Below are 24,707 nucleotides of genomic sequence, written 5' to 3'. Positions count from 1 at the left end.
TTTAGTACATAATTATTATAACACATTTTTTTAGATGTTGTAAAATATTTTATATATGAAATAGATTTATTTTGAAAGGTTTAATTATGAATAAAGAAAATAAAATAATTGATGTTACTTTAGGTTTTGATTTAGGTATTGGTTCTGTAGGGTGGTCTATAGTGGATAATTCAAATAATGAGGTGTTAGAATTAGGTTCAAGATTGTTTGATGAACCTAGTTTAGCCACTGATCGTAGAGGATATAGAAGCATTAGGAGAAGCATTAGGAGAAAAAGATACAAGAATGATAAATTTGATAAATTAATTTTTAAATACAAAGATATGTTTGGGTTAGAACTTGAAAATAGACACCAAGTTAATAATATTTATCAAGAAATGTCTTCTAAAAATCCAAATATAATTTTTGTTAAAAATAAAGCTTTAGATGAAGTTGTAGAAAGTAAAGAATTAGTATGAATATTACACGATTATTTACAAAATAGAGGTTTCTTTTATGAAGTTATTGAAGAAGAAAATAAAGAAAGTTCTGAAGGTAAAAAGATATCATATACGAATCAATTTGAATTTCCAACAAGAGAACAATTCAAATTCTTTAATAAATTCGGTTACTTTAAAGGTTTAGAGCAATATGTTGATGTTAAATTTTCACACTTAAAATGAAAGAGTGAAATTGAACACGTTTTAAATGATGTTCAATCTAAAAAATATGAAAATAAACAATTTAATGATTTTGTATTAGAATTTATAAACATTTATGATTCGATACGTGAATATGCTAAGGGACCTGGTAGCGAACATAGTTATAGTGAATATGGTATTTATGATTATAAAGAAGACGGAAAAACTTTATATCAAAAATATAATAACATTTGGGACAAAACTATCGGAAAATGTAGTATCTTCGTGAATGAAAATAGAGCGCCACAACAATCTCCGAGTGTTGAATTGTATAATTTATTATCTGATTTAAATAATGTTAGACACACTTTAGCTAATGAGTGAGTTTTATCAAAAAACGATAAAAGAGATATTATAAATAATTTAATTAAAGACAACTTGAATGAAGGTAAAGTTAAAAATGTTACTTATCAGACAATTTTAAAATATTTAAAATCTTGAAACCTTGATTTTAATTTAGAATTAAAAGCTGACGAATTTAAAAATGCAGATAAAAAAATAACTGCATTAGAATCTACAATTATTTTTATAAAAACATTTATTAAGAATGGTGCAAAATTAGATAACTTAAATGTAGATACTATATTCGAGTTTGCTAAAGGTTTAGATAATATTTTTGTTGTTATTTCCAACTATAAAGAAGTTGAAAAAAGAATCAAAAATATAAGAACTCAACAAAATATAGATTTTTTAAGTAAATATCTTGATACTCAAGAACAAGTAAATAATTTTATAGAAGATATAGCAAATAATCCTAAATTTAAAGTTTCAAAAACTCATTCTTTATCTTTTAAGGCAATTTATTTAGTTAACGAGGATCTATTAAATACATCTAAAAATTTATCTAATTTTAAGTTTGAAAAAGATTTTAATTTGTATAAAGAAATAAAAAAATATAACGAAAATTTAGAAAAAGAAGGTCTTTTATCAATTACTTCTAATTCTAAATATATGGATAGTTCATTTTTACGTGATGCAGTTATTAGTCCAGCTGTTAAAACATCTTTAGCTGAAACAATTAAGGTATTCAATCAAATTTTAAAAGAATATAAAAATAAATATAAAGTTACTAAAATAGGTCTTGAAATGCCTAAAGAAAATAATCTTAAGTCTGAAAGAGAAGGAATAGATAAACAAAACAAAAAGAACAAAAAACGTTTAGAAAAAATAATTTCTATATTAAAAGATAGTTACAGAATTAGTATATCTGAAGACGAAATAAATCTTAAAACAAAACAAAAATTACTTTTATATTTCCAACAAGACGGTTATGATGCGTATAATGTTAAAGATAAAATAGATGTTAAAAAACTTATATTTGATCCAGGTTATACAGAAATTGACCATATAATACCATATAGTATTAGTTATGATGATTCTATGACTAATAAAGTTGTCGTTCTTAAAAGTACAAATCAAGCTAAATCCAATAAATTGCCAAGTGAATATTTAGGGGTTCATACAACAGATTTTAAATTATTCAAATCTTTTTGAATAGAAAATAATGACAAAAAGAACGATTTCTTTGATACTAAAAATAAAGAATACGATCGCAAGAAAGAGAATTTATTACGCCTAGAAATCAATGATAAAGACAAAATTGAATTTGCTAATAGAAACTTAAATGATACTAGATATTCAAGTAAGGTTTTCTTAGAAAAACTTAATGAGTACGCTAAAAGTCATGATAAGCAATTTAATGTAGTTACATTTAGAGGAAAATATACAAGTATGTTAAGAAAAATGGGAGGTTTATCACCAAAAGATAGAGATCATTTTTCACATCACGCTATAGATGCTTCTTTATTGGCTATTTCAGCAAACAACTATAAACCTAATATGCAAAAGTTATTATTTACACCAGAAAAATATTTTATAGAAAAAGGTAAAGTGTATGATAGAGAAAGCGGAGAAAGCATCGGTTCATTAAATGAATTTACACTTAATTTAAATAATATTTCCGAGATAGTAAAAGAAAAAATGAGTGAAAAAGATGGTGATGAAAATTCTAAATTAACAAAAACAAAAGATTCTATAATACAAAAAGTTCGTTATTCAAGAAAAGTTAAGAAAGACTACAATATAGAATTATTTAATCAAACAACCTATGGCACAAAAGTTGATAAAAATGGAAACTTAAGAAAGATAGAGAAAAAATCAATTTTTGAGATTACAAAATATATTGGTAATAAAAAAGAAGATAATATTGTTATGAAACATACTAACCCTGAACAATTGGATAGAATAAAAAATATTTTAGCCAATTATAAAAGTTCTAAAAATCCATTTTTAGACTATACTTTAGACTTATTTAGAGAATACAAAGAAGAATTATGTATTGATCCCGAAAATTGAGAAAGAGAAGCTCGTAACTTTATAAATAACGATAGTAAAAAAGCGTTAATTATAAGAAATAAAAAAGGCTTTGACTATATCAAGAATATAAAAATGTTTTCTGATAAAGTTAATGTAGATAACGTAAGTTTTATTAAAAATCAAAATAATAAAAGTTTTAAAGAATCATTTAAATGAGTAGCCTTATTAATTTACAAGAATAAAAAAGATAACTATGTTTTAATACCGGTTAACGCAAAAATTTATAAATTTACTAATAATAAAAATGAGAACTTTTTTGATGAATCCGTATTTATTAAAGAAAACTTAATTAAAGAGAAAGAATTAAAAAATATTCCTTTAGACAATAAGATTGTAGATGTATATTACAAAGGAACGATGTTTATTAACGAAAACGAAATTGATGATAATAAAAAATTAGTCCATATAGTGGGGGCAGGTTCTTCATTAAATACTATAGAATATAATTACTCTGCTATGATAGTTAAAAAAGAAGAGATAAAAGAAAATTCGGTAGATAATAAAGAAAAAACAAATATTACTAAGAAAAAAGAAAGAAATATTTTAACGGTAAATTCTTTTTTAAGTACGTTTAAGAAGATTAATAAATCTGTTTTAGGTTAATATTAGGGGACATAATAATAAATTATGTCTCTTTTTTATTTTATTTGTAGTAATCTTATTTTGTCGTAATTACGACAAAGGAGGAAAATGAAAAAAATAATTGATGTATCACAAAGTGAATATGTATCATTATTTTTAAACAATTTAATTGTTAAAAATAGTCAAGGCAAAATTACAATACCAACTAACGACATTGAAACTGTCATATTCGAGAATACTAGAGTAAATATTAGTATGCCATTGATAAACAAATTAATTGAACAAGGAGTTAATATTATTTTTTGTGACCACAAACATTTACCAATTGCTCAAATAATACCATTTAGTGGTTATTTTGATAATAAAGTTTTTAACTCGCAAATCAATTGGAATGATGAATATAAGGGTAATACGTGAAAACATATTATTGAGTTAAAAATATTAAATTCTAAAAATTTAATAAAATCTATTATTCCTGATTCAATTGAAGTGATAAAAAAATTAATTGAATATCAAAAAGATATTAAACCATATGATTTATCTAATAGAGAAGGTCACGCGGCTAAGGTTTATTTTAATCTATTGTTTGGTAAAGATTTTAAAAGGGACAAAAATAATGCAAAAGACTTTGTTAATATTTGTCTCAACTATGGATATACTGTAATGATTGCGTATGTAAGTAGAGCATTAGTTTCAAAAGGATTTGATAATAGAATCGGTATTTTTCACAAAAGATTCGATAACAATATTCCGCTAGCTTGTGATATTGTAGAACCAATTAGATGTTATGTAGATAAAATAACATATGAAATAATTGAAATGCAAAAAGAAGATAACAACATAAATTTTAAAGACTTTAAAAAAAGATTTTTTGAAAATTTACAAGAACATATTTTTGTAAATTCTAAAAGAATTAAAGTGGTTGATTATATTAATTTATTAATTAGAGGTTTATTAGAACATAAAGACATAAAGGAGTTAGAAATTGATTGAATTTCAAAATAGATATATGAAAATAATATTAATGTATGATGTTTCTATGGACGAAGACAATACAACTAATTATGCTAGGTTCAGAAACAATTTATTAAAAATGGGTTACATAATGATTCAATATTCAATATATGTTAAAACAATAGGGTTTAAGACTATATATGAATATGAAAAGCAAAAACTAATAAAGATTATTCCGAAAAGATCGAATGTTAGAATATTATTGATTACAGAGACTCAATATTCTAATATTGATATTTTATCTGGTGAAAAGTCGGCTAACGAAATTTATAACGAAAAAGAAAGGTATATAGAACTATAATGTTAAAAATAAGAAATTTGAATACAATCGGAGAAATAGAATATCAAGGGATTTTTGTTATTGAAACAAAAAATAGTGATAGTTTAATTTCGGATTTTTACAAATATGAATATGAAAATAACGAAGATGTTTTCTTAATAAATTCCAAAAGTTACTCAATACAAGATGCGATTATAATATCAAATCTGACAAAATTAACAGATTTATACAATTTGACATCAAAAAATATTTTGACTAAAATGATAACTAATGAAGACAATTTAAATATTGAATCAAATATTGATAAAACAAAATTTTTAAATTCTTTAGATCTAATTAACACTCTATTAGGAGAAAACTTATTAGATTTGAATTTCGATAAAATTAAAATTTTAAAATCGTTAATTTCATTAAATGATAGTATTTTTATTGATGAAAGAACTCTTTCAAAATGAATGGACAATTATGATTCTACTAATAAACCTTTTGTTATTTTAAAGGATTTAAGTTTTATTAAAATAAATAAACTAGAAAAATATATAAATAAATTCAATATATTAATAATTAATAATGATTTATTTGATTTAGTTGATGATTATCAAGAATTAGAAATATGTTCGTTAGAAAACAACAGAAATTTAACGCTAATAGATTCGTATTTACCTTTACATACTTGAATTGAAAATAAAATTAATAATTTTCAACTTAGTTATGACGAAAGTTTTAGCATCCTAAAAAATGATAATCTTTTAATAATTGAGTTGCTAAATAACATTAATTAGGACAATTTTTATGTTTTTTATTAAATTTGACACTTTAGTGCTATACTATTTTTAAGCAATACAACACAAAAAAATTTTGGACACCCACAAACTAAATACTTTAGTGCTATACTATTTTTAAGCAATACAACACTGTATAGGTCCATTTCTTAACGAAAAATAAACTTTAGTGCTATACTATTTTTAAGCAATACAACACCCAAAGCATTAATTGCCGTTTCTAAAACTTACTTTAGTGCTATACTATTTTTAAGCAATACAACACTACGGAATCATACTTGATTGCTTATGTGGAACTTTAGTGCTATACTATTTTTAAGCAATACAACACAAACACAGCGCAGACAAGCAGCAATGCTTTACTTTAGTGCTATACTATTTTTAAGCAATACAACACTTATTTAAGATACAAAAAAATGTTGTTGCACTTTAGTGCTATACTATTTTTAAGCAATACAACACAATATTATTATTTTTAATAAACCCTTGAGCACTTTAGTGCTATACTATTTTTAAGCAATACAACACAGAAAAAAATTTTTTGTTTAAAACAGATAAACTTTAGTGCTATACTATTTTTAAGCAATACAACACTTTTGGCTAACTTACAGTTAAATATAACAAACTTTAGTGCTATACTATTTTTAAGCAATACAACACTTTTATGTAATTGTGTTCATCGTTTTGATTACTTTAGTGCTATACTATTTTTAAGCAATACAACACAAGTTGAACAAAATGAAATTTCATCTGAATACTTTAGTGCTATACTATTTTTAAGCAATACAACACATTTTCTCCTCGTTGTTTTTATAAAATAAAACTTTAGTGCTATACTATTTTTAAGCAATACAACACAAAAATATTGAAAATATTAATACAAACATAACTTTAGTGCTATACTATTTTTAAGCAATACAACACAAATAATACAAGAAAAGAAAGAAATAAAAATACTTTAGTGCTATACTATTTTTAAGCAATACAACACAAAAATAAAGGGGTGTCGATGAATATTATAACTTTAGTGCTATACTATTTTTAAGCAATACAACACTTAATCAATTCTAATAATCTTGTTTCATATACTTTAGTGCTATACTATTTTTAAGCAATACAACACTATTTATATTTTGGAAGAAGAATATATAGAACTTTAGTGCTATACTATTTTTAAGCAATACAACACAATTAAAAACCGAAATTAAAAAAGAAATTAACTTTAGTGCTATACTATTTTTAAGCAATACAACACATAAATTAAATGATATAGAATATATAGTATACTTTAGTGCTATACTATTTTTAAGCAATACAACACATCTTTTGTAATTTCGTTTTCTTCTGGTTCACTTTAGTGCTATACTATTTTTAAGCAATACAACACATAAATTAAATGATATAGAATATATAGTATACTTTAGTGCTATACTATTTTTAAGCAATACAACACGAAAGGATACGATGATTTACAAATTTACAATACTTTAGTGCTATACTATTTTTAAGCAATACAACACAAGCAATCTTATTCAATTTTTACCGCTCGCACTTTAGTGCTATACTATTTTTAAGCAATACAACACTTGACTTATCTTTTATAACTTGCGGGTCTAACTTTAGTGCTATACTATTTTTAAGCAATACAACACTCTACCAAGTCGGCCAATAAATAGCCTTCAACTTTAGTGCTATACTATTTTTAAGCAATACAACACTCTTTATAAGTCTTTTAAACTTGATATAGCACTTTAGTGCTATACTATTTTTAAGCAATACAACACAAAAACGATTTAGTGTGAATGTTTTGTGATACTTTAGTGCTATACTATTTTTAAGCAATACAACACTACAATTGAAAAACTTAAAACAGATCTAAACTTTAGTGCTATACTATTTTTAAGCAATACAACACATCTTTTGTAATTTCGTTTTGTTCTGGTTCACTTTAGTGCTATACTATTTTTAAGCAATACAACACAACTTTTATACGACCCTTGACAGTTTTTTGACTTTAGTGCTATACTATTTTTAAGCAATACAACACTCAATTTTATTTGTTGTTCTTTTTGTTATAACTTTAGTGCTATACTATTTTTAAGCAATACAACACGCATTGTTTCATCTTTGTGAAGGTGATACTACTTTAGTGCTATACTATTTTTAAGCAATACAACACTGAATGTTGTTAGTGTTTTTTCGAATGGTTACTTTAGTGCTATACTATTTTTAAGCAATACAACACGTTCGAGCGTAGTTTGAAAGGTTGACGGTTACTTTAGTGCTATACTATTTTTAAGCAATACAACACTACTTGAATTTATTGAAGAAATTAATGATTACTTTAGTGCTATACTATTTTTAAGCAATACAACACATCGACACTCTCCCATTTTTTATGTAAAAGACTTTAGTGCTATACTATTTTTAAGCAATACAACACAAAATAAATTTAAAGTGTTGAAGTTAAAGTACTTTAGTGCTATACTATTTTTAAGCAATACAACACAAAATAAATTTAAAGTGTTGAAGTTAAAGTACTTTAGTGCTATACTATTTTTAAGCAATACAACACAAAAAGAGTTGATACGTTTTAACAACACTAACTTTAGTGCTATACTATTTTTAAGCAATACAACACTTGAAATTTCAAATTTAATTATAACATCGGACTTTAGTGCTATACTATTTTTAAGCAATACAACACTATTTCAAGACTCTAAACTGTTATAGATATACTGCAAAACTTATGCATCATTCTAACATGGATCAATAGAAAATTAAAATAGACTTATACGTAGAAAATTTAAAAAATGTTTTGACTTAACTCTATAAATTTTGGTTATTTACAAGAAAATGTTTCTAAAACAGACAATATGCCAAAGGAATTTTAAAATGAAAAAATTCTTTTAAAATCTTTACTTTTGAAAGTTTAGTTTAAGGTTTAAGCAATAAAAAATATAACAAAAATTTTAAAACAACTTTTTATCGAAGTGTGGATTTCTTTAAAACTAAAGAAGCAAATTTTTTATTTTTTTGAAAAAAGTAACAATATTGATTTTTAAATCATTAAGACATAATAAAAATACCAAGCACGAAAGTGTCGCGCTTGGTATTTCTTTTAGGATATACTTTTTAATAAGTATGATTTATTTTACTATTTTTGATTTAATTTAGCATATTCTGTTTCTAAATAAGTAGTTGCTTGTTTAAATATTTCGGCAGCACCTTCGTAATCGTAAGCTGTGAGTTTTTCAGGAATTGAACCTTCAACTTCTGAATATTTTGCTCTTGCCAATTTAATAAAGTTTGATGCTTTTTGATTTGTAAAGAATTGTTTTTGAGCGGAAGAAGTTGTTTCTTTAAGTTTGGCTTCAAATTTTTGAGATTCTATATCATATTTAGAATAATCAGTATCTCTTTTTTCTTTAGCTGTTTTAAACTTGTTTCATTTTTCTAATGATTGTTTTAGTAAGTCATACATTTTTGTAAAGTAAGCTACATCATTTGAATCTGGTCTATTTTTTGTAAATTCAACAACTCAACTGACTAAATATTTTGATGAAATATCTGAATATGATTTAGCACCACCCTGTTTTTTGAATAATTCAGCAATTTCATTTGCGAATAATTCAACAACTTTTTTACCCATTAATTCAAATTCTGCTTCTTTCTGAGTTAATCCCATCATTAAACTTCCTAATTTTGTTTTAAGAGTTTCGATAGTATCTTCTTCAACAAAAGAATTTGCTTGAATTAATTCATCAATATAAGTATTTAAATGTTTATAATTTGAAACATTTAAATCTAAAGGTTCATTTAAATTATCAAAATCAGCATCAAAATTAGCTGTTTTTGATTTGTATGATGAAACTAAATTAGATCTATTGGTTAAAACTTCTTTTAAAGTGTGAAGTTCTGCGTTTTTAATTGTTTCATCTTTAGTAGCAGCTTCGGATTCTAAAGCTTTAATTTTAGTATTTAAAACACCATTAATTCCGCTAAGTGCTTGTAATTGATTTGTAAGTTCATTTGATTTTGATTCTAAATCCGAAACTTTTGCTAATAAAGTAGTTTTTTCAGTATCTTCTTTTTCAATCTTTTCTTTTGATGTTGCGTTTGTTGAACTTGGAGAACATGAAATTGTTAAAATTGGAGTAGTTGCAATCCCTAAAATTGGTAATATAATATTTAATTTCTTCATTTTTATTCTTTCTTTTTGCACTCACAACATATAATAATTTAATGATTAGTATAGCAATTGCTAAAAGAATAGGAACTAATATCATAAAGTTTGAGATATTCTTCTTATTTGAAATATCTTTAACTTGTCTGTTGATATCATTTCAATTTCAATCTTTCATAATGTTACTTTATGATTTGAAATTTTCGAATTTATAGATTCTATAGTTTCAACAAAAGAGTTAAATCCTAAATCTTCAATTGGATTATTTATTTGTAAATGTAAAATCTTATCTTTTTTATCATTTGATAAATAAATTGAAAGTTTAATAATATTTTCATAATTTGATTTAACAACATCTTATTTAAGTAAATTGTTTTTGTAATCAACTTTATTCTTTTCTAAACTAAGTAAATCACTTTAAATTAATTCTAATGTTAATTGTTTTAATGATAAATTTTTAGTATTTTATCTAACATATTTTGAAAACTGTTCTTTTTCATAAAATTCTTAAAAATCTTCAATTCTTTGTTTAAATTTTAGGATCTGATTTTTTTTATTTTTCAAATGTTTAATTTAGATTTGACAAGAAAAAATTTAAAGGAATTACACTCAACCTAAAAAAGTATTAATTTAATTAATTTCATATTTTATTAACCTATTCATAATTATTTTTATACTAAATGATAATAAATTATATCATAAAAAACGTTTTAAAGTCTCTTTTTTACAATATATTAATTCTTTTTGGTTTTATAGATTATTAATAGTAAAAAAGAATAGTACTTTAGTGCTATACTATTTTTAAGCAATTCAACAAAGTCGTTATCATAATCAAGACATTTGATTATGATAACTTTTTTATTTAAGATTATTATATTTACATAATTGATATAATACTAGTAATAGTCAAATTTAAAGGATATTACAATATGAATAATAAAGAATTGTTGAGCGTTTGACCTGGATTATCAAACATTTTAAATGAAAAAAACGATAGCAAAATAGATAATATAAATGATTTAACTTTGAAAGAAATTCTAAATCACTTAAATGTAGATGTAACTATATCATCTAAGCTAGATAAAAAAATATTATGTATATATATTGATGATTATAGAGCGGTAACATTTTTGAAAAAACTCTATAACGATGGTTATTTATCAAACTTGGTTTATACATATGATCATAAAAAAAGATCATTTACTTTTTATTTTAAACAAACATTAGCAACTCTTAAAAATTACAAAGATAAAAGTGTTTATACTACAGTATCAGGAATAAAAGCAAAAGTCTTAACTAATAGAGTTACCATTATTAAATCTACTTACATATACAATAATTTTGATAAAAAATTACCAACAATAGATATTTTATTTGCAAAGATTTATGACAAAAAATGAGCAGCTTTTAATGGTGTTTTAAATTATTTTGATAAGTTTGATAAAGAAGTTAACAAGCAAAGAGCAGTTAACTTATGAGCTTATGTTACTAATTTAAAATGAGGTACTGTTAGGTTTTCTAAATTTAATAAAAATATTATTAATCAATTTCAAAATGATCATGAATTTAAAGACCAAGATTACGAGAGATTAGCGCAAGTTATCAATGAATTTATATTAGAGAAACCTTTAAACCATGAAGAAATTGATAATTTAATTTTTAAAAGTATTAAATCAAATGAATATTATAAAATGATTGAAATTAAAGTTAATGATTATAAAAAATTATTAACTTTTGATAAAAAAAGCATTGATTATGATAAAGCATCTTTATTTTTGTTTGAAAAATACAAAATTTACTCCAAAGACAATATTTATTATGTTTGATATAACAACGCCTATGTAGCGGATGGAAAACCATTTAAATTATCGAATTACGATAAAGAACATTTTTTAAAAGAACGAATAGAAAAAGGTATCATTTTAGAGTGTATTTCAATTGAATTTTTTATGGATTATAATGCTTGAATATTAGATGATAAATTAATGGAGCGTATGAGTTCATCGGCTATTAGCAAAATTATATCTAAAATCAAAATTTTAGCTGATAATGCTAATAAACTAAAAAAACTAACAGTATTAAATAAAAATTAATTTTGTTAGTTTTTTTAATAAAAGTAATGGCTTAATTTATAAATTATTATTTAAATAATTGTTAAAATATATATTAAAGAGGTAAAAAGATATGAAAAATGATTTTTTAGTTATAAAAGGTGCTAGAGAGAATAACCTTAAAAATGTTGATTTAACAATCCCTAAAAATAAATTAGTTGTATTTACAGGTCTTAGTGGTAGTGGTAAAAGTTCACTTGCTTTTAATACTATTTATGAAGAAGGTAGACGAAGATATGTCGATTCACTTAGTTCGTATTCAAGAATGTTTTTGGGCGGAACTAAAAAGCCAAATGTAGATAAAATTGATGGATTAAGCCCGTCAATTTCTATTGAGCAAAAAACGGTTCATAATAACCCACGTTCAACAGTTGGGACAGTAACAGAAATATATGATTATTTTAGACTTCTTTTTGCTACTATTGGTAAAGCTTATTGTCCAAGACATAATATTGAGATAACTTCACAAACAACAAAAAGTATTTTAAAATCCATTTATGAATATTGCGAAAACACACAATTAATTATTTATGCTCCATTAATTGATAACGAGAAAGGTACTCACCAAAATTTACTTGAAAAACTAAGAAAAGAAATGTACCTTAGGGTAAAAGTAGATGGAATTTTATATAAATTAGATGACGAGATTATTCTTGATAAAAATACAAAACATACCATTGATTTGGTTATCGATCGTGTAGTTGTAAAAGAAGATAACTATAATAGAATTTCGGAAGCTATTGATATTGCGACCGAAAAATCAGAAGGTTATGTAAAAGTTGAAAATCTTTCAACAAATAAAATTGAATTATTTTCAAAATTACACGCATGTATTTATAAGGATTTTTCAATTAAAAAAATTGAAACAAGATTATTTTCATTTAATGCTCCTTATGGAATGTGTGAGAATTGTAAAGGTTTAGGTGTTGAATTCAAACCTGATGTTGATATATTAATACCTGAAACTTGAAGAACTATCGAACATGGCGCAATTAAATATTTCGAAAATACAGTTAATACATCAAATTTGGAATGACAAAGATACGCACGGATGCTAGAACATTATAAAGTTCCTTTTGATTTACCTATTGACGAGATGAGTGAAGAGCAGTTTAGAAGAATACTTTACGGTAGTGAAGAAGATGAAATAGAGTTTGTTTTAGAATCAACTTCAGGAAATAAATATCGTAAAAAACAATCTGTTCCCGGAATTATGACTATGATAGAAAGAGCATATTACGAAACTTCTTCAGATAATCGTAGAGATTATCTGAAAAAATATATGGGTGTATTTACTTGCTTAAAATGTAAAGGAGCAAGATTAAACCAAGAAGCTTTAAGTGTTAGGGTAGATAATCAAAATATTTTTGATTATATTAAAAGCACTATTGGTGATTTATTAATAAAAGTAGAAGATGCGGTTTCGAAATTAGATGATTCAGAAACAAAAATTAGTTCACTTGTTGTAAAAGAAATTTTAGATCGTTTAAAATTTTTAAAAGACGTCGGTTTAGAATACTTAACACTTGATCGTAGTGCTGAAACACTTTCAGGTGGTGAAGCTCAAAGGATTAGATTAGCAACGCAAATTGGATCAAATTTAAGTGGAGTTTTATATGTTTTAGACGAACCTTCAATTGGTCTACATCAAAAGGACAACCTAAAACTAATAGATACTCTTAGAAAAATGGTTGATTTAGGTAACACCTTAATTGTTGTTGAACATGACGAAGATACCATGTTTGCCGCCGATCATATTGTTGATATCGGGCCACTTGCAGGAGCAGAAGGTGGACAAATTGTTGCTAACGGACAATTAGAAGATATTATTAATGAACAAAGTTCAATTACCGGAAAATATTTATCAGGTGAGTGAAAAATTGAGGTTCCTAAAACTAGAAGAAGCGGAAATGGTCAAAAAATTCAAATTTTAGGAGCAAAACAAAATAATTTAAAAAATATAAATGTAACAATACCGCTAGGTAAATTGGTCGGTGTAACGGGTGTTTCAGGTTCAGGAAAAAGTACCTTGGTTAACGATATTTTAGTATCAGGAATCCAACATATGATTTCTAAAGATTCATCTAAATTAAACAAAAAAATTAAATTTGATAGTATCAAAGGATTAGTTAATGTTGATAAAGTGGTTCCTATTTCGCAAACACCAATAGGTAGAACTCCAAGAAGCAATCCGGCCACATATACAGGTGTTTTTGATGATATTAGAGATGTTTATGCAAATGTAGAAGAATCTAGAATAAGAGGATATTTAAAAGGTCGTTTCAGTTTTAATACACCTGGTGGTAGATGTGAAAAATGTTCAGGAGATGGATATCAAAAAATCGAAATGCACTTCTTACCTGATGTTTACATTGCGTGTGATCAATGTGACGGAAAACGCTATAATAAAGAGACTTTAGAAATAAAATATCACAATAAAAATATTAATGATATTTTAGATATGAGTGTAGATGATGCCTTCATATTCTTTGAAAGACATCCTAAAATAGTTGATAAATTAAAATATTTAAAGGACGTTGGTTTAGGATACATAAAACTAGGACAAATGTCAACAACAATGTCTGGCGGAGAAGCTCAAAGAGTTAAATTAGCTACATATTTACAAAAAAGACCAACAGGAAAAACTGTGTATGTTCTTGATGAACCAACAACAGGTTTGCATGTTCATGATGTTAAAAAATTAATTACTATCTTAAATAGAATTGTAGATAACGGAGATACTGTATTAGTTATTGAACATAATTTAGATGTAATTAAAAACTGTGATTATATCATTGATTTAGGTCCTGATGGTGGAGTTAACGGGGGTAGAATTGTTGCTAGCGGAACACCTGAGCAAGTCGCTCTAAATACTAATAGTTATACAGGTCAATTCCTTAATAAAATATTAAGTAAAAATAATTAAAATAAAGTATAATTAATATAAATTTAATATTATAAACGAGGTCTAATGAAAAATATAAAAAAGATTAATGTCGAAAAAATAATTAACTTTTTTAATTTGGAAATAATTAACAAAAATAAAGAAAGTATTGAATATAACGATATTTATCAACCAGCAATTAAGCGTGTAGGTCTAGATTTGGCCGAAAAAGTTAATAGCGATCGTATTAGCAATAACGTAATTGCTTGAGGTACTACCGAATCACTTTGATTTCAAGGCATTGGTAAATTTAGAGCTTGTGAAGCTTTGGAGCATATTTTTAAACAAAAACCACCATTGGTTATGCTTTCTAAAGGTGTTACAAAACCAGCTTTAGAGTGGATAGTTGAGGTTGCAGATACTTATAATGTTCCTGTAACTTTATCGCAAACTAGTTCTTCGTATATATCAACAAATGTCGGTTCATATTTAAACAACTTTTTTTCAGAAGAAAAACAAATTCATGGTTGTTTAGTTTTAATTGGTGGAACCGGGGTTTTGATAATTGGTTCAAGTGGTGTTGGTAAATCTGAAGCAGCTTTAGAATTGGTTCAGAAGGGTCACGTTCTAATTAGTGATGACTCTGTTTTAATTAAAGATACCGGAAATTTATTTATTGGTAGATCTCCTGAAATAACACGTAATTTTTTAGAAGTACGTGGTATTGGAATTATTGATATTAAATATACTTATGGAATTAGATCTGTAGCCCCTTCGTCAATTATAAATTTAGTAGTTGAATTGGTTAGAACTGACAAACAACAAGAATTCGATCGCTTAGGTGTTGATTTTCTTAAGTATTCAATATTTGGAAGAAACATTAAGAAAATACAAATACCAATCAAAGAAGGTGGCTCTACAGCTTCTTTAATTGAGGCGGCTGTGAGTTCGTATCTTTCTCGACATGATGGAGTTAATGTTTTAGATGAGATAGAAAAAAGGAGGTTAAAAAGCAATGACTAATATGGCATCATATATCCCTTCACAACCAGCTTTTGAAGGTAGACCTTGAAGTCCTTTAATCCAAATTGGGACTTTTGAAATCCAAACCTATTCATTAACAATGATGTTAGGTTATTTACTTTCAATACTTACTGTTATCTATTTTTGACGTAGAGAAAAATTAAAGATGGATGTTGTTTATACTTTAATTTTAATTACTATACCTATGGGAATTATAGGGTCACGTTTCGGTTATATTATAGAGCAATTAATTTATCAAGATGAACCTTTTAAAGGATCTGCGTGGTATAAGATTTGAGAAGGTGGATTAAGTATCCAAGGTGGTTTAGTAACGACAATTATAGTTGATTTAGCTTACGTTTATACAAAGAGAGATGTAGTTGATATTAGAAAAGCAGGTTCCTTAATAATACCTACAATTTTAATAGGACAATTTATTGGACGGTTTGGTAATTATGCTAACCATGAGGTTTATGGAAAAATAGATTGAACTGGTACAAGTTCTTTAATTTGAGGAAAAACATTTGCTGATAATATGTATATTAGCGATGCTGTAACTAATCAGCTAGGGATTGAGGCTGCATATAGATACCCTCTTTTCTTATACGAGGCAATAGCAAACTTAATTGGGTATTTAATTCTAGTATGAATATTTAACTATTTCTGAATTTTTAAACCAGGAGTAAATATTGGTATGTATTTAGTTTGGTACGGGTTAATTCGTATGGGAATGGAGCCTTTACGTGAAGAATCATATAAATTGTACGAATATGTTGCTTTAGGTTTTGTGCTCTTTGGTGCATTTTTGGTAATTTATTATCAATTCTTTGGAAGAGTTAAATATATTAGAGTTAAGAAATCAGAAATACAAAGTATTACAACATATCAATACGCCAACCCTGAAATTTATTTATCTTATGTAAATGTAACATCGTTTAAACACATCTTTAAGAAGATAATTTCAAAATTCAAAAATAAATAGGAGCATTATGCAAAACAAAATTTATGATTTAGTAATAATTGGCGGTGGTCCAGCAGGTCTTAATGCAGCAATTTACGCATCAAGAGCTAATTTAAGTGTTATTTTTATTGAAAAAGGTGCACCGGGCGGAAAATTATCTACAACAAGTAAAGTTGAAAATTGAATTGGTACAGAAAATATAGAAGGTTGACAATTAGCCTTAAACTTTTTTAACCATTCAAAAAAATACGGAGCTGTATATAAATACGGTAAAGTAGTCGAATTAAAACATAACGAAAAGTTTGATAATGAAGTTAGATTAGAAAACGGAGATGTTATATATGGAAAAACTGTTTTAATTTCAACAGGCATGAAAAATGTTGAACCTAATTTTATCGAAAACTTCCAAAGTTTTCTAAATAGAGGTGCTAGTTTTTGTGCTATTTGTGATGGCCCTTTATTTAAAGGGTTACCTTCATTGGTTTTAGGGAATGGAAATTCCGCTATCGAAGAAGCTAGTTATTTATCTACAATTGCTTCGAAAGTATATGTAGTAATTAAGGATGAAGAATTTAAAGCTGAACAGAGACTTGTTAACGATTTATTAGAAAAAGAAAATGTTATCATTTTTAAAAATTCAAGAATTCTATCACTTAAAGGTGATGGAACATTAGAAAATGCAATTATAGAACATAAAGATGGAACTACATCAACAATTCAAGTAGCTTCATTTTTCCCATATATTGGTATGGAGCCATCAACAGATTTTGTTAAAAATAAAGAAATTTTAGATGATAAAGGTTTTGTTGTTACAAACAAATTTATGGAAACTTCTTTGCCTGGGGTTTTCGCAGCAGGTGATATTAGAGCAAAAGAAATTCGTCAAATAGTAACTGCAGCATCTGATGGTGCAATAGCAGCAAGACGTGTTTCTGATTTATTATTATCAGAAAAATAATGAAGTCATACTTTTTAGTATGATTTTATTAATATTAAGGAGGAATGTTGATTAATCAAGAATATATAATCAATAAAAAAGGATTAACGACAAAAGAGGTTGAAGAGTTAATCAAAAAAAATGGTTATAACAAAATTAGTGTAAAAAAAGAAAAAAGCATCTTTAAAATGTTTGTTGAACAATTTAAAGATTTTATGATTATTTTACTTTTGATAGCCTCTGCGTTCAGTTTTGGAGTAGCGATATATGAAGCTATAACCAACAATAACCAAAAAACATCAGAATTAATAATTTCTTTCATTGAACCATTTATAATACTTATAGTGGTGGCATTAAACGCGATGTTAGGCACTTACCAAGAAATAAAGAGTAATCAAGCGGTAAAAGCGCTTTCTAAAAGTAATGAATTATACTCTAAAGTTTATCGTGAAGGTAAGTTGATAACTATTCCTTCATCCAATTTAGTGGTGGGTGATTTGATAGTTATTGAAGCAGGAGATATTATTTCAGCTGATGCTCAATTAGTGGAATCATATTCATTCTATGTTGTTGAATCCGCATTAACAGGCGAATCAATTTCGGTTGAAAAAGACGCAAATTTTATTTCTACTGAAGTTACCAATTTAGCGGAACAAAAAAATAAAATTTTTTCAGGAACATATTCAACTCAAGGAAGAGCGATTGCGGTTGTAACAGCTATCGGAGATCAAACTGAAATAGGTAAAATTAATAATTTAATTCAAGAGCAAAAAGTACCTTTAACACCGTTACAAATAAAATTAAACAAATTAAGTAAAATTTTTGGTATTGCGGGAATTATTTTACTTTTTGTTACTGCTTTACTACAAATAGTTATACAAGGATCTATTTCAAATAATTGAACTAGACCAGAATTATATTCAAACGCAACAGTTATAGGGATATCTCTAGCAGTTGCTGCTATACCCGAAGGCTTAATAACATTTACAACAGTTTTATTAGCTATTGGTGTAGCAAGAATGACTAGAGAGAAAGTTATTATTAAATCATTCTCTGCGATAGAAACAATTGGTTCTACAAGCATAATATGTTCTGATAAAACAGGCACATTAACAGAAAATAAAATGAAAGTTGTAGATTTCATAAACTACAATAAAACATTAACTGACAATAAAGTTTTAGAATACTTTGTTGCGTGTTGTGACGCGACAATTCATAAAAACGAAAAAGGTGAATTCGTTGAAGTCGGAGATCAAACAGAAATAGGAATTTTATATTATGCAAACGATCATAATATAAATGACCAAAATATTTATGATAATTTTAAAAAAATACATTCTTTACCGTTTGATAGTGATAGAAAATTAATGTCAGTATTATTAAAAGAAAATAATCAAAACTTTTTAGTAACAAAGGGTGCTCCTGATGTTATTTTCTCAAAAGTAAAAAATTTAGATAAATCATACAAAGAAAAGGTTGAAGAATTATCAAATAAAAGTTATAGAGTATTGGCGATTGCCAAAAAAATGATAGAAAAAGATGTTATTGATTTTGATGACGAAAATGACCTAGAATTTGTTGGTTTGATTGCAATGGTTGATCCTGCGAGAGCAGGAGTTAAAGAAAGCATTCAACAAGGTTTTGAAGCTGGAATTAAGCCTATAATGATTACCGGAGATCATTTGACAACAGCTGTTGCAATTGCAAAAGAATTAGGTATTTTTGTTGAAGGAGATAGAGCAATAACTGGTTTGGAATTGTCGAACATGGATGAAGAAGAACTAAAAAATGAAGTTAAACATATTTCAGTTTATGCTCGTGTCACTCCTTCAGATAAGTTAAGAATTGTAAATGCTTGACAATCACATAACCAAGTTGTTGCTATGACTGGTGATGGTGTAAATGATGCTCCTGCTCTTAAACGTAGTGATAGTGGTATAGCAATGGGTATAACCGGGACAGATGTTTCTAAACAAGCTGCTGATATGATTTTAACCGACGACAATTTTAGTACAATAGTTAAAGCTGTTAAAAGTGGGAGAGAAACATACTATAGAATAAAATCTGTTATATTAAATTTATTAATTTCTTCAATAACTGAAATTATTGTTATGTTATTTGGGTTATTTGTATTTTCTTTTGTTTTTAAAGAAGAATTTAAAAACACAGATGTAATAATTTTGTCTGCATCTCAATTATTGTGGATAAATCTATTAACTCATGGTTTACCTTCTATAGCATTAGGTATGACTCCAACAGATGTGAATGTTATGAAAAATAAACCCACAAAGAGAGATGAGAGTATTTTTGCTAATGGTATGTTTAAAGAGCTTATAATTCAAAGTATTGTTCTTTCTTTTGCTTCGTTATTATCATACGGATTAGTTGGAATGTTAGCAAAAAATACAAAGATAAGTTCAGAAGATTTTGTTAAATTAACTTCAAGTGCCATGTTCATTACATTAGGCGTAGGCGCAAGTTTAAATTCATTAAATTTAATGAGTAAATCTTCAATTGTTTTTTCAAAATTTAAAAAATATAAGTTAGTTTATCTTGCAAGTTCATTTTCTGTTTTGTCTATGCTAATGGTCACTTTTATACCAGGAATATCAAGCGTTTTTAAAATTATTTCGTTAGATATTTATGGTCAAAATTGATTATATTGATTTGTACCAATAATTCTTTCAATTAACCTAGTAATTTATTCAGAATTTAAAAAAATATATTTTGTTATTAAAAATTATTTAAATAATAAATCTATGATATAATAAAAAGGCAACTTAATATTAAAACATAAAAAATTCAAAATTAACGTAGGAGGTTGTATGAGACAAACAACAATTGTTAATACACAAAAAGCAAATAAAAAGTGATATGTTATTGATGCTGAAGGTCAAGTTTTAGGGCGTTTAGCAGCATATGTTGCTTCTGTATTAAGAGGAAAAAATAAACCTGATTTTACTCCAAATGCTGACATGGGTGATAATGTAGTTATTATTAACGCTGAAAAAATCGTTTTAACTGCTAAAAAAGAAGAACAAAAAATTTACTACTCACACTCAGGATACCCTGGTGGGTTAAAAAGTATCACAGCAGCTAAATTAAGAGTAAAAAGACCTACAGCTTTAATCGAAAAAGCTGTAAGTGGTATGCTTCCTCATACAAAACTTGGTAACAAACAACGTCGTAACTTATTTGTATATGCAGGACCAGAACATAAACAACAAGCACAAAACCCAGAAAGATTAGAGGTTAAATAATTATGAGTAAAAATATTGAATATCGTGGATTAGGAAGAAGAAAATCATCTGTTGCACGTGTTAGATTAACACCAGGAACAGGTAAATTCGTAATTAATAAACGTGAAGCTCGTGAATACTTAACATCAGATATTTACTTAAAAGACGCTAACCAACCATTTGATTTAACTGAAACAAAAGGAACATTTGATGTTTCAGTAGTTGTTGCGGGTGGTGGATTAAGCGGTCAAGCTGGAGCAATTAGATTAGGTATCGCTCGTGCTTTATTAGAAGCAAGTGCTGACTATCGTTCAACTCTTAAGGCAGCTGGAATGCTAACAAGAGATGCTAGAGCTAAAGAACGTAAAAAACCTGGACTTCGTGCTGCTCGTCGTGCAAGACAATTCTCAAAACGTTAATTTTATAATAATAAAATGCTTTGCTATTGTGCTTTATATGCTATAATAGTAAAGCAATATATGCGAGCGTAGCTCAGCTGGTTAGAGCACACGACTGATAATCGTGAGGTCGATGGTTCGAGTCCATTCGTTCGCACCATTTCAAGAAATTGACCAAATAAGCCGTTTGGCTTATTTTTTTATTTTTTAATTAAAAAATAAAGTTATTCCTGTTTAAAGTTATAATAATATTATAATTCTTAAGGAGTAAAATGAAGAGTGACAGAAAAATAGGATTTTTACTATCATTGATGATGTTAATTGGTACAGTTGTAGGTATCGGGATTTTTTTCAAAAATATATCCGTTGGAAAAGCGGTAGATTATAACGGTTTAAGCTGATTAATAACATGAATTATTGGAGGAGTAATATCTATTTCGGTTGCTCTTTGCTTTTCTGAAATAGGATCAATGCGTAACAAAAGTTTTTCAGGAATATCTAATTGAATACATAAATTAAAGCCTGGTTGCACATCTTACGGTATTTCGGTAACTTATGCAGTTTTCTATTTTGGTTTACTTTTTACAATATTAGGTAGTTTTGCTTCAGAAATATTTTTTTATTTCTTATCAGTTATGAAAATAATTGATTTTAATAAAATAAAAATTTGAATTCATCTAATTGTTGGTGCATTTATTAGTTTTTATTTTTTATCGCTAGTGTTAATCTCTCAACGTGCGTCTGGTATATTTCAATCAGTAGTTACAATTTTAAAGTTTATTCCGCTATTTGCAGTAATGTTAATTGGTATTTTTTTAGCAAAGACCCACAATTTATCGAATGAAAATCAACCAGTAAATGCTTTCATAAATGGTTCATTTACTCTTAAGGGTGTAATAATTGCGTTGCCCGCCGTATTATTTTCTTATGATGCTTTTTTGTTAGTAGGATCGTTCGGTAAGAAAATAAAAAAATCGGAAAAAAGATTGCCAATTATAGTTATAGTTGGTATGGTATCAATTACTATATTATATACATTGATAGCTTTATCTTCTATATTGCATAACGCAAAGACAGTTGAAGATATTTTGTTAGATTCTTTACCACAATCATTAAGTAAGGTTATAGAAAAAATTATTTACACATTATTATTAATTTCTACTTTTGGTGTTATTAATGGATTAACATTTGCGTATAAAAACGAAATTGAATCTATGGTTTCAAATGAATTATTATTTGGTTCAAATTATGTTTTAAAAAAAATGAGCCTAAAAAAAGGTACTTTACTTTATTGTTCTGTTATATTTTTGTTTTACTTTATAATTTTATTCACCCTAAGCTCAATATTAGATACAGATGCTTTTTTAGATTTATTTAGTAATTATCCTACGGTTTTATTTTTTGGAGTATATTTATATATTATTGTTTTATATTCTAAAAATAGAAAAAATATTAATGAGACAAACAAAATAAATAAAGTTATTTTTTATAGTGCATCAATAATTTCTTTTTTAGGAATCATAACAATTGAATTAGCATATTTTTCGACAATATTTTCTAATTTATTAAATTCAGAATTTAAAAACAATTATGGTGTTTTTTACAAAGGATCAAATATATTATTTCCGGGTTGATTTGAATTAATGATTTATTTTGTATTTATAATATTTGCTATATCTATACCTGTTTTAAATTATTATTTGGAAAAAATAATTTTTAAAAGAGATTTAATTAGTCATATTAAAAAACTACACTAAATAAACAGTGTAGTTTTTTAATAAAAAAAATAAGCCAGATGGCTTATTTGGTCAATTTCTTGAAATGGTACGTCCTAGAGGATTCGAACCTCTGACCCAATGGTTAAAAGCCATTTGCTCTACCTGCTGAGCTAAGGACGCATAACAATGGTACCCAGAACTGGACTTGAACCAGCACGATTTTGCAATCGAGGGATTTTAAGTCCCTTGCGTCTACCATTCCGCCACCTGGGCATATTTTGCGTTCGTTGCTAAATTATTATAACACAATAAAAAAAAATCAAAGAAATTTTAAAAATATTTTTTTATTTTTTAAATTTAAAAAAATTAACGTTATAAATTAGAACAATAAAATAAAATCTCTATTATTTAAATTTAATTAAATTATATAATATTAACAAAGATTAAATTAATCAGACTATTTAAATTATTTTTTTATAATATAGTTAGGAATAAAATGCAAGATAAAATAAATATACTTTTTATAGGAGATATCTTTGGAGCTCCTGGAATATTAACGGTAGAAAAGATATTACCAGATTTAATTAAAAAAAATAATATAGATTTTGTTATTGCTCAGGGTGAGAATGTAACAGGTAGAAAAGGTCTTGATCAAGAGGACTATAATAAATTAAAAAAAATTGGTGTTAATTGTTTCACAATGGGGAACCATGTTTGAGCGAATGAAGATATATATAATATTATAAATAATAAAGATATTATAAGACCTTTCAATATTGATTCTAGTTATCCGGGGCACGGCACTTCAGTTTTTAAAGTAAAAGATTTTTTATTAAGAGTTAGTTCATTACTCGGAAATACTTTTAACGAATTAAACCATCCATGAAATGAGTCTGTAGCTTTACCGTTTCTAAAATCAGCACATAAATTAATGGAATATAATGATACAGATTTTCACTTTATCGATTTTCATGCAGAAACAACAAGTGAAAAATATGTACTTGGACTAGAAGTTGATGGAACAATAGATGCAGTTTGCGGAACACATACTCATGTTCAAACAAATGATGACCATATTTTACCAAAAGGTACTTGTTATATAACTGATGCAGGTACTGTTGGACCAATTGATTCAGCTATTGGTGCAAATTTTCAAGAGGTGCGTGATAAGATGTTGGATCCTAGTTCTAGAAAAAGATTTCAAGTTAGTCCAAATAATACACAATTTAATGCAGTGATAATAACATTACAAAAAAACGGTTTGAAGAAAAAAACAAACTCAATTAAAAAGATAAATATTTTTGATATCGATATTTATGAAAAAAAATAAAAAAATATTTTTATATTTCTAAATATGGTGTTATAATAGTTAGGCAATCACTCAAAACGATAAGTTAGAATGATGCATTAAGTTCTTTGAAAACTAGATATATACAATAAACATGACAGTCAATTTTTTCGAGAGTTTGATCCTGGCTCAGGATGAACGCTGGCTGTGTGCCTAATACATGCATGTCGAGCGGAGTTCTTCGGAAC

General features: G+C 26.3%; 15 protein-coding genes, 3 tRNA genes, 1 rRNA gene and 1 CRISPR repeat array. Of the genes, 16 read left to right on the top strand and 3 right to left on the bottom strand.

Annotation, left to right across the window (positions count from 1 at the left end; genetic code table 4):
- Nucleotides 1-86: 86 nt before the first annotated feature.
- The 4 genes from cas9 to JXZ93_RS00080 all read left to right on the top strand — a co-directional run bounded on the left by cas9 (nt 87) and on the right by JXZ93_RS00080 (nt 5,714).
- Nucleotides 87-3,659, top strand: a complete 3,573-nt coding sequence (cas9, locus tag JXZ93_RS00095; protein WP_205852380.1) for a type II CRISPR RNA-guided endonuclease Cas9 — start codon at nt 87-89, stop codon at nt 3,657-3,659.
- An 87-nt stretch (nt 3,660-3,746) separates the two neighbouring features.
- Nucleotides 3,747-4,643, top strand: coding sequence for a type II CRISPR-associated endonuclease Cas1 (cas1, locus tag JXZ93_RS00090; protein ID WP_205852379.1), 897 nt, complete (start codon nt 3,747-3,749; stop codon nt 4,641-4,643).
- Nucleotides 4,624-4,953 carry a CRISPR-associated endonuclease Cas2 gene (gene cas2, locus JXZ93_RS00085; RefSeq protein ID WP_205852378.1) on the top strand — a complete coding sequence of 110 codons (330 nt, stop codon included), beginning with the start codon at nt 4,624-4,626 and terminating at the stop codon, nt 4,951-4,953. Before cas1 ends, cas2 begins: the two co-directional genes overlap by 20 nt.
- Nucleotides 4,953-5,714 carry a hypothetical protein gene (locus JXZ93_RS00080; protein ID WP_205852377.1) on the top strand — a complete coding sequence of 254 codons (762 nt, stop codon included), beginning with the start codon at nt 4,953-4,955 and terminating at the stop codon, nt 5,712-5,714. The genes cas2 and JXZ93_RS00080 overlap by 1 nt, the downstream gene beginning before the upstream one ends.
- A 31-nt stretch (nt 5,715-5,745) precedes the next feature.
- A CRISPR array of direct repeats spans nt 5,746-8,421; the repeat unit is 36 nt; unit sequence ACTTTAGTGCTATACTATTTTTAAGCAATACAACAC.
- 450 nt (nt 8,422-8,871) lie between these two features.
- Here JXZ93_RS00080 and JXZ93_RS00075 read toward each other — a convergent pair.
- Nucleotides 8,872-9,918, bottom strand: coding sequence for a hypothetical protein (locus JXZ93_RS00075; RefSeq protein ID WP_205852376.1), 1,047 nt, complete (start codon nt 9,916-9,918; stop codon nt 8,872-8,874).
- A gap of 911 nt (nt 9,919-10,829) precedes the next feature.
- Between JXZ93_RS00075 and JXZ93_RS00070 the strand changes: the two genes are divergently transcribed.
- The 10 genes from JXZ93_RS00070 to JXZ93_RS00025 all read left to right on the top strand — a co-directional run bounded on the left by JXZ93_RS00070 (nt 10,830) and on the right by JXZ93_RS00025 (nt 23,210).
- Complete coding sequence (locus JXZ93_RS00070; protein WP_205852375.1) at nt 10,830-11,993, top strand: hypothetical protein; 1,164 nt, start codon at nt 10,830-10,832, stop codon at nt 11,991-11,993.
- Nucleotides 11,994-12,084: 91 nt separating this feature from the next.
- The gene (gene uvrA, locus JXZ93_RS00065; RefSeq protein ID WP_205852374.1) at nt 12,085-14,937 is read left to right on the top strand and encodes an excinuclease ABC subunit UvrA; all 2,853 of its coding nucleotides are present in this window, start codon (nt 12,085-12,087) and stop codon (nt 14,935-14,937) included.
- Between the two features lie 45 nt (nt 14,938-14,982).
- Nucleotides 14,983-15,918 (top strand): HPr(Ser) kinase/phosphatase, encoded by a 936-nt coding sequence (gene hprK, locus JXZ93_RS00060; RefSeq protein WP_205852185.1) that lies wholly within the window; start codon nt 14,983-14,985, stop codon nt 15,916-15,918.
- Complete coding sequence (lgt, locus tag JXZ93_RS00055) at nt 15,911-16,900, top strand: prolipoprotein diacylglyceryl transferase (protein ID WP_205852186.1); 990 nt, start codon at nt 15,911-15,913, stop codon at nt 16,898-16,900. The genes hprK and lgt overlap by 8 nt, the downstream gene beginning before the upstream one ends.
- Before the next feature lie 7 nt (nt 16,901-16,907).
- A complete protein-coding gene (locus tag JXZ93_RS00050; RefSeq protein ID WP_241007085.1) occupies nt 16,908-17,837 on the top strand; it encodes an FAD-dependent oxidoreductase in 930 nt (309 codons plus the stop codon).
- Between the two features lie 44 nt (nt 17,838-17,881).
- Nucleotides 17,882-20,584 (top strand): cation-translocating P-type ATPase, encoded by a 2,703-nt coding sequence (locus JXZ93_RS00045; protein ID WP_205852373.1) that lies wholly within the window; start codon nt 17,882-17,884, stop codon nt 20,582-20,584.
- 57 nt (nt 20,585-20,641) lie between these two features.
- Complete coding sequence (gene rplM, locus JXZ93_RS00040; protein ID WP_205852188.1) at nt 20,642-21,076, top strand: 50S ribosomal protein L13; 435 nt, start codon at nt 20,642-20,644, stop codon at nt 21,074-21,076.
- Between the two features lie 2 nt (nt 21,077-21,078).
- Nucleotides 21,079-21,474 carry a 30S ribosomal protein S9 gene (gene rpsI / locus JXZ93_RS00035; protein WP_174892553.1) on the top strand — a complete coding sequence of 132 codons (396 nt, stop codon included), beginning with the start codon at nt 21,079-21,081 and terminating at the stop codon, nt 21,472-21,474.
- A gap of 62 nt (nt 21,475-21,536) precedes the next feature.
- Nucleotides 21,537-21,613 (top strand) — tRNA-Ile (locus tag JXZ93_RS00030).
- 112 nt (nt 21,614-21,725) lie between these two features.
- A complete protein-coding gene (locus JXZ93_RS00025) occupies nt 21,726-23,210 on the top strand; it encodes an APC family permease (RefSeq protein WP_205852189.1) in 1,485 nt (494 codons plus the stop codon).
- 65 nt (nt 23,211-23,275) lie between these two features.
- Here the strand turns inward: JXZ93_RS00025 and JXZ93_RS00020 are convergent.
- Together JXZ93_RS00020 and JXZ93_RS00015 are read right to left on the bottom strand one after the other, a co-directional pair.
- A tRNA-Lys gene (locus tag JXZ93_RS00020) sits at nt 23,276-23,351 on the bottom strand.
- Nucleotides 23,352-23,358: 7 nt separating this feature from the next.
- Nucleotides 23,359-23,444: transfer RNA gene (locus JXZ93_RS00015), tRNA-Leu, on the bottom strand.
- Between the two features lie 223 nt (nt 23,445-23,667).
- On the opposite strand from JXZ93_RS00015, the gene JXZ93_RS00010 reads away from it, so the two are divergent.
- Together JXZ93_RS00010 and JXZ93_RS00005 are read left to right on the top strand one after the other, a co-directional pair.
- On the top strand, nt 23,668-24,501 hold the full coding sequence (locus tag JXZ93_RS00010) for a TIGR00282 family metallophosphoesterase (RefSeq protein WP_205852372.1): 834 nt from the start codon (nt 23,668-23,670) through the stop codon (nt 24,499-24,501).
- Between the two features lie 124 nt (nt 24,502-24,625).
- Nucleotides 24,626-24,707: ribosomal RNA gene (locus JXZ93_RS00005) — 16S ribosomal RNA — on the top strand; the annotation flags it as partial.

Origin of the sequence: Mycoplasma sp. CSL10166, from assembly GCF_017116885.1 — a bacterium.
In the GTDB taxonomy this organism is placed as follows: domain Bacteria; phylum Bacillota_I; class Bacilli_A; order Mycoplasmatales; family Metamycoplasmataceae; genus Mycoplasmopsis.
This window is presented reverse-complemented; position numbering and strand designations above follow the sequence as displayed.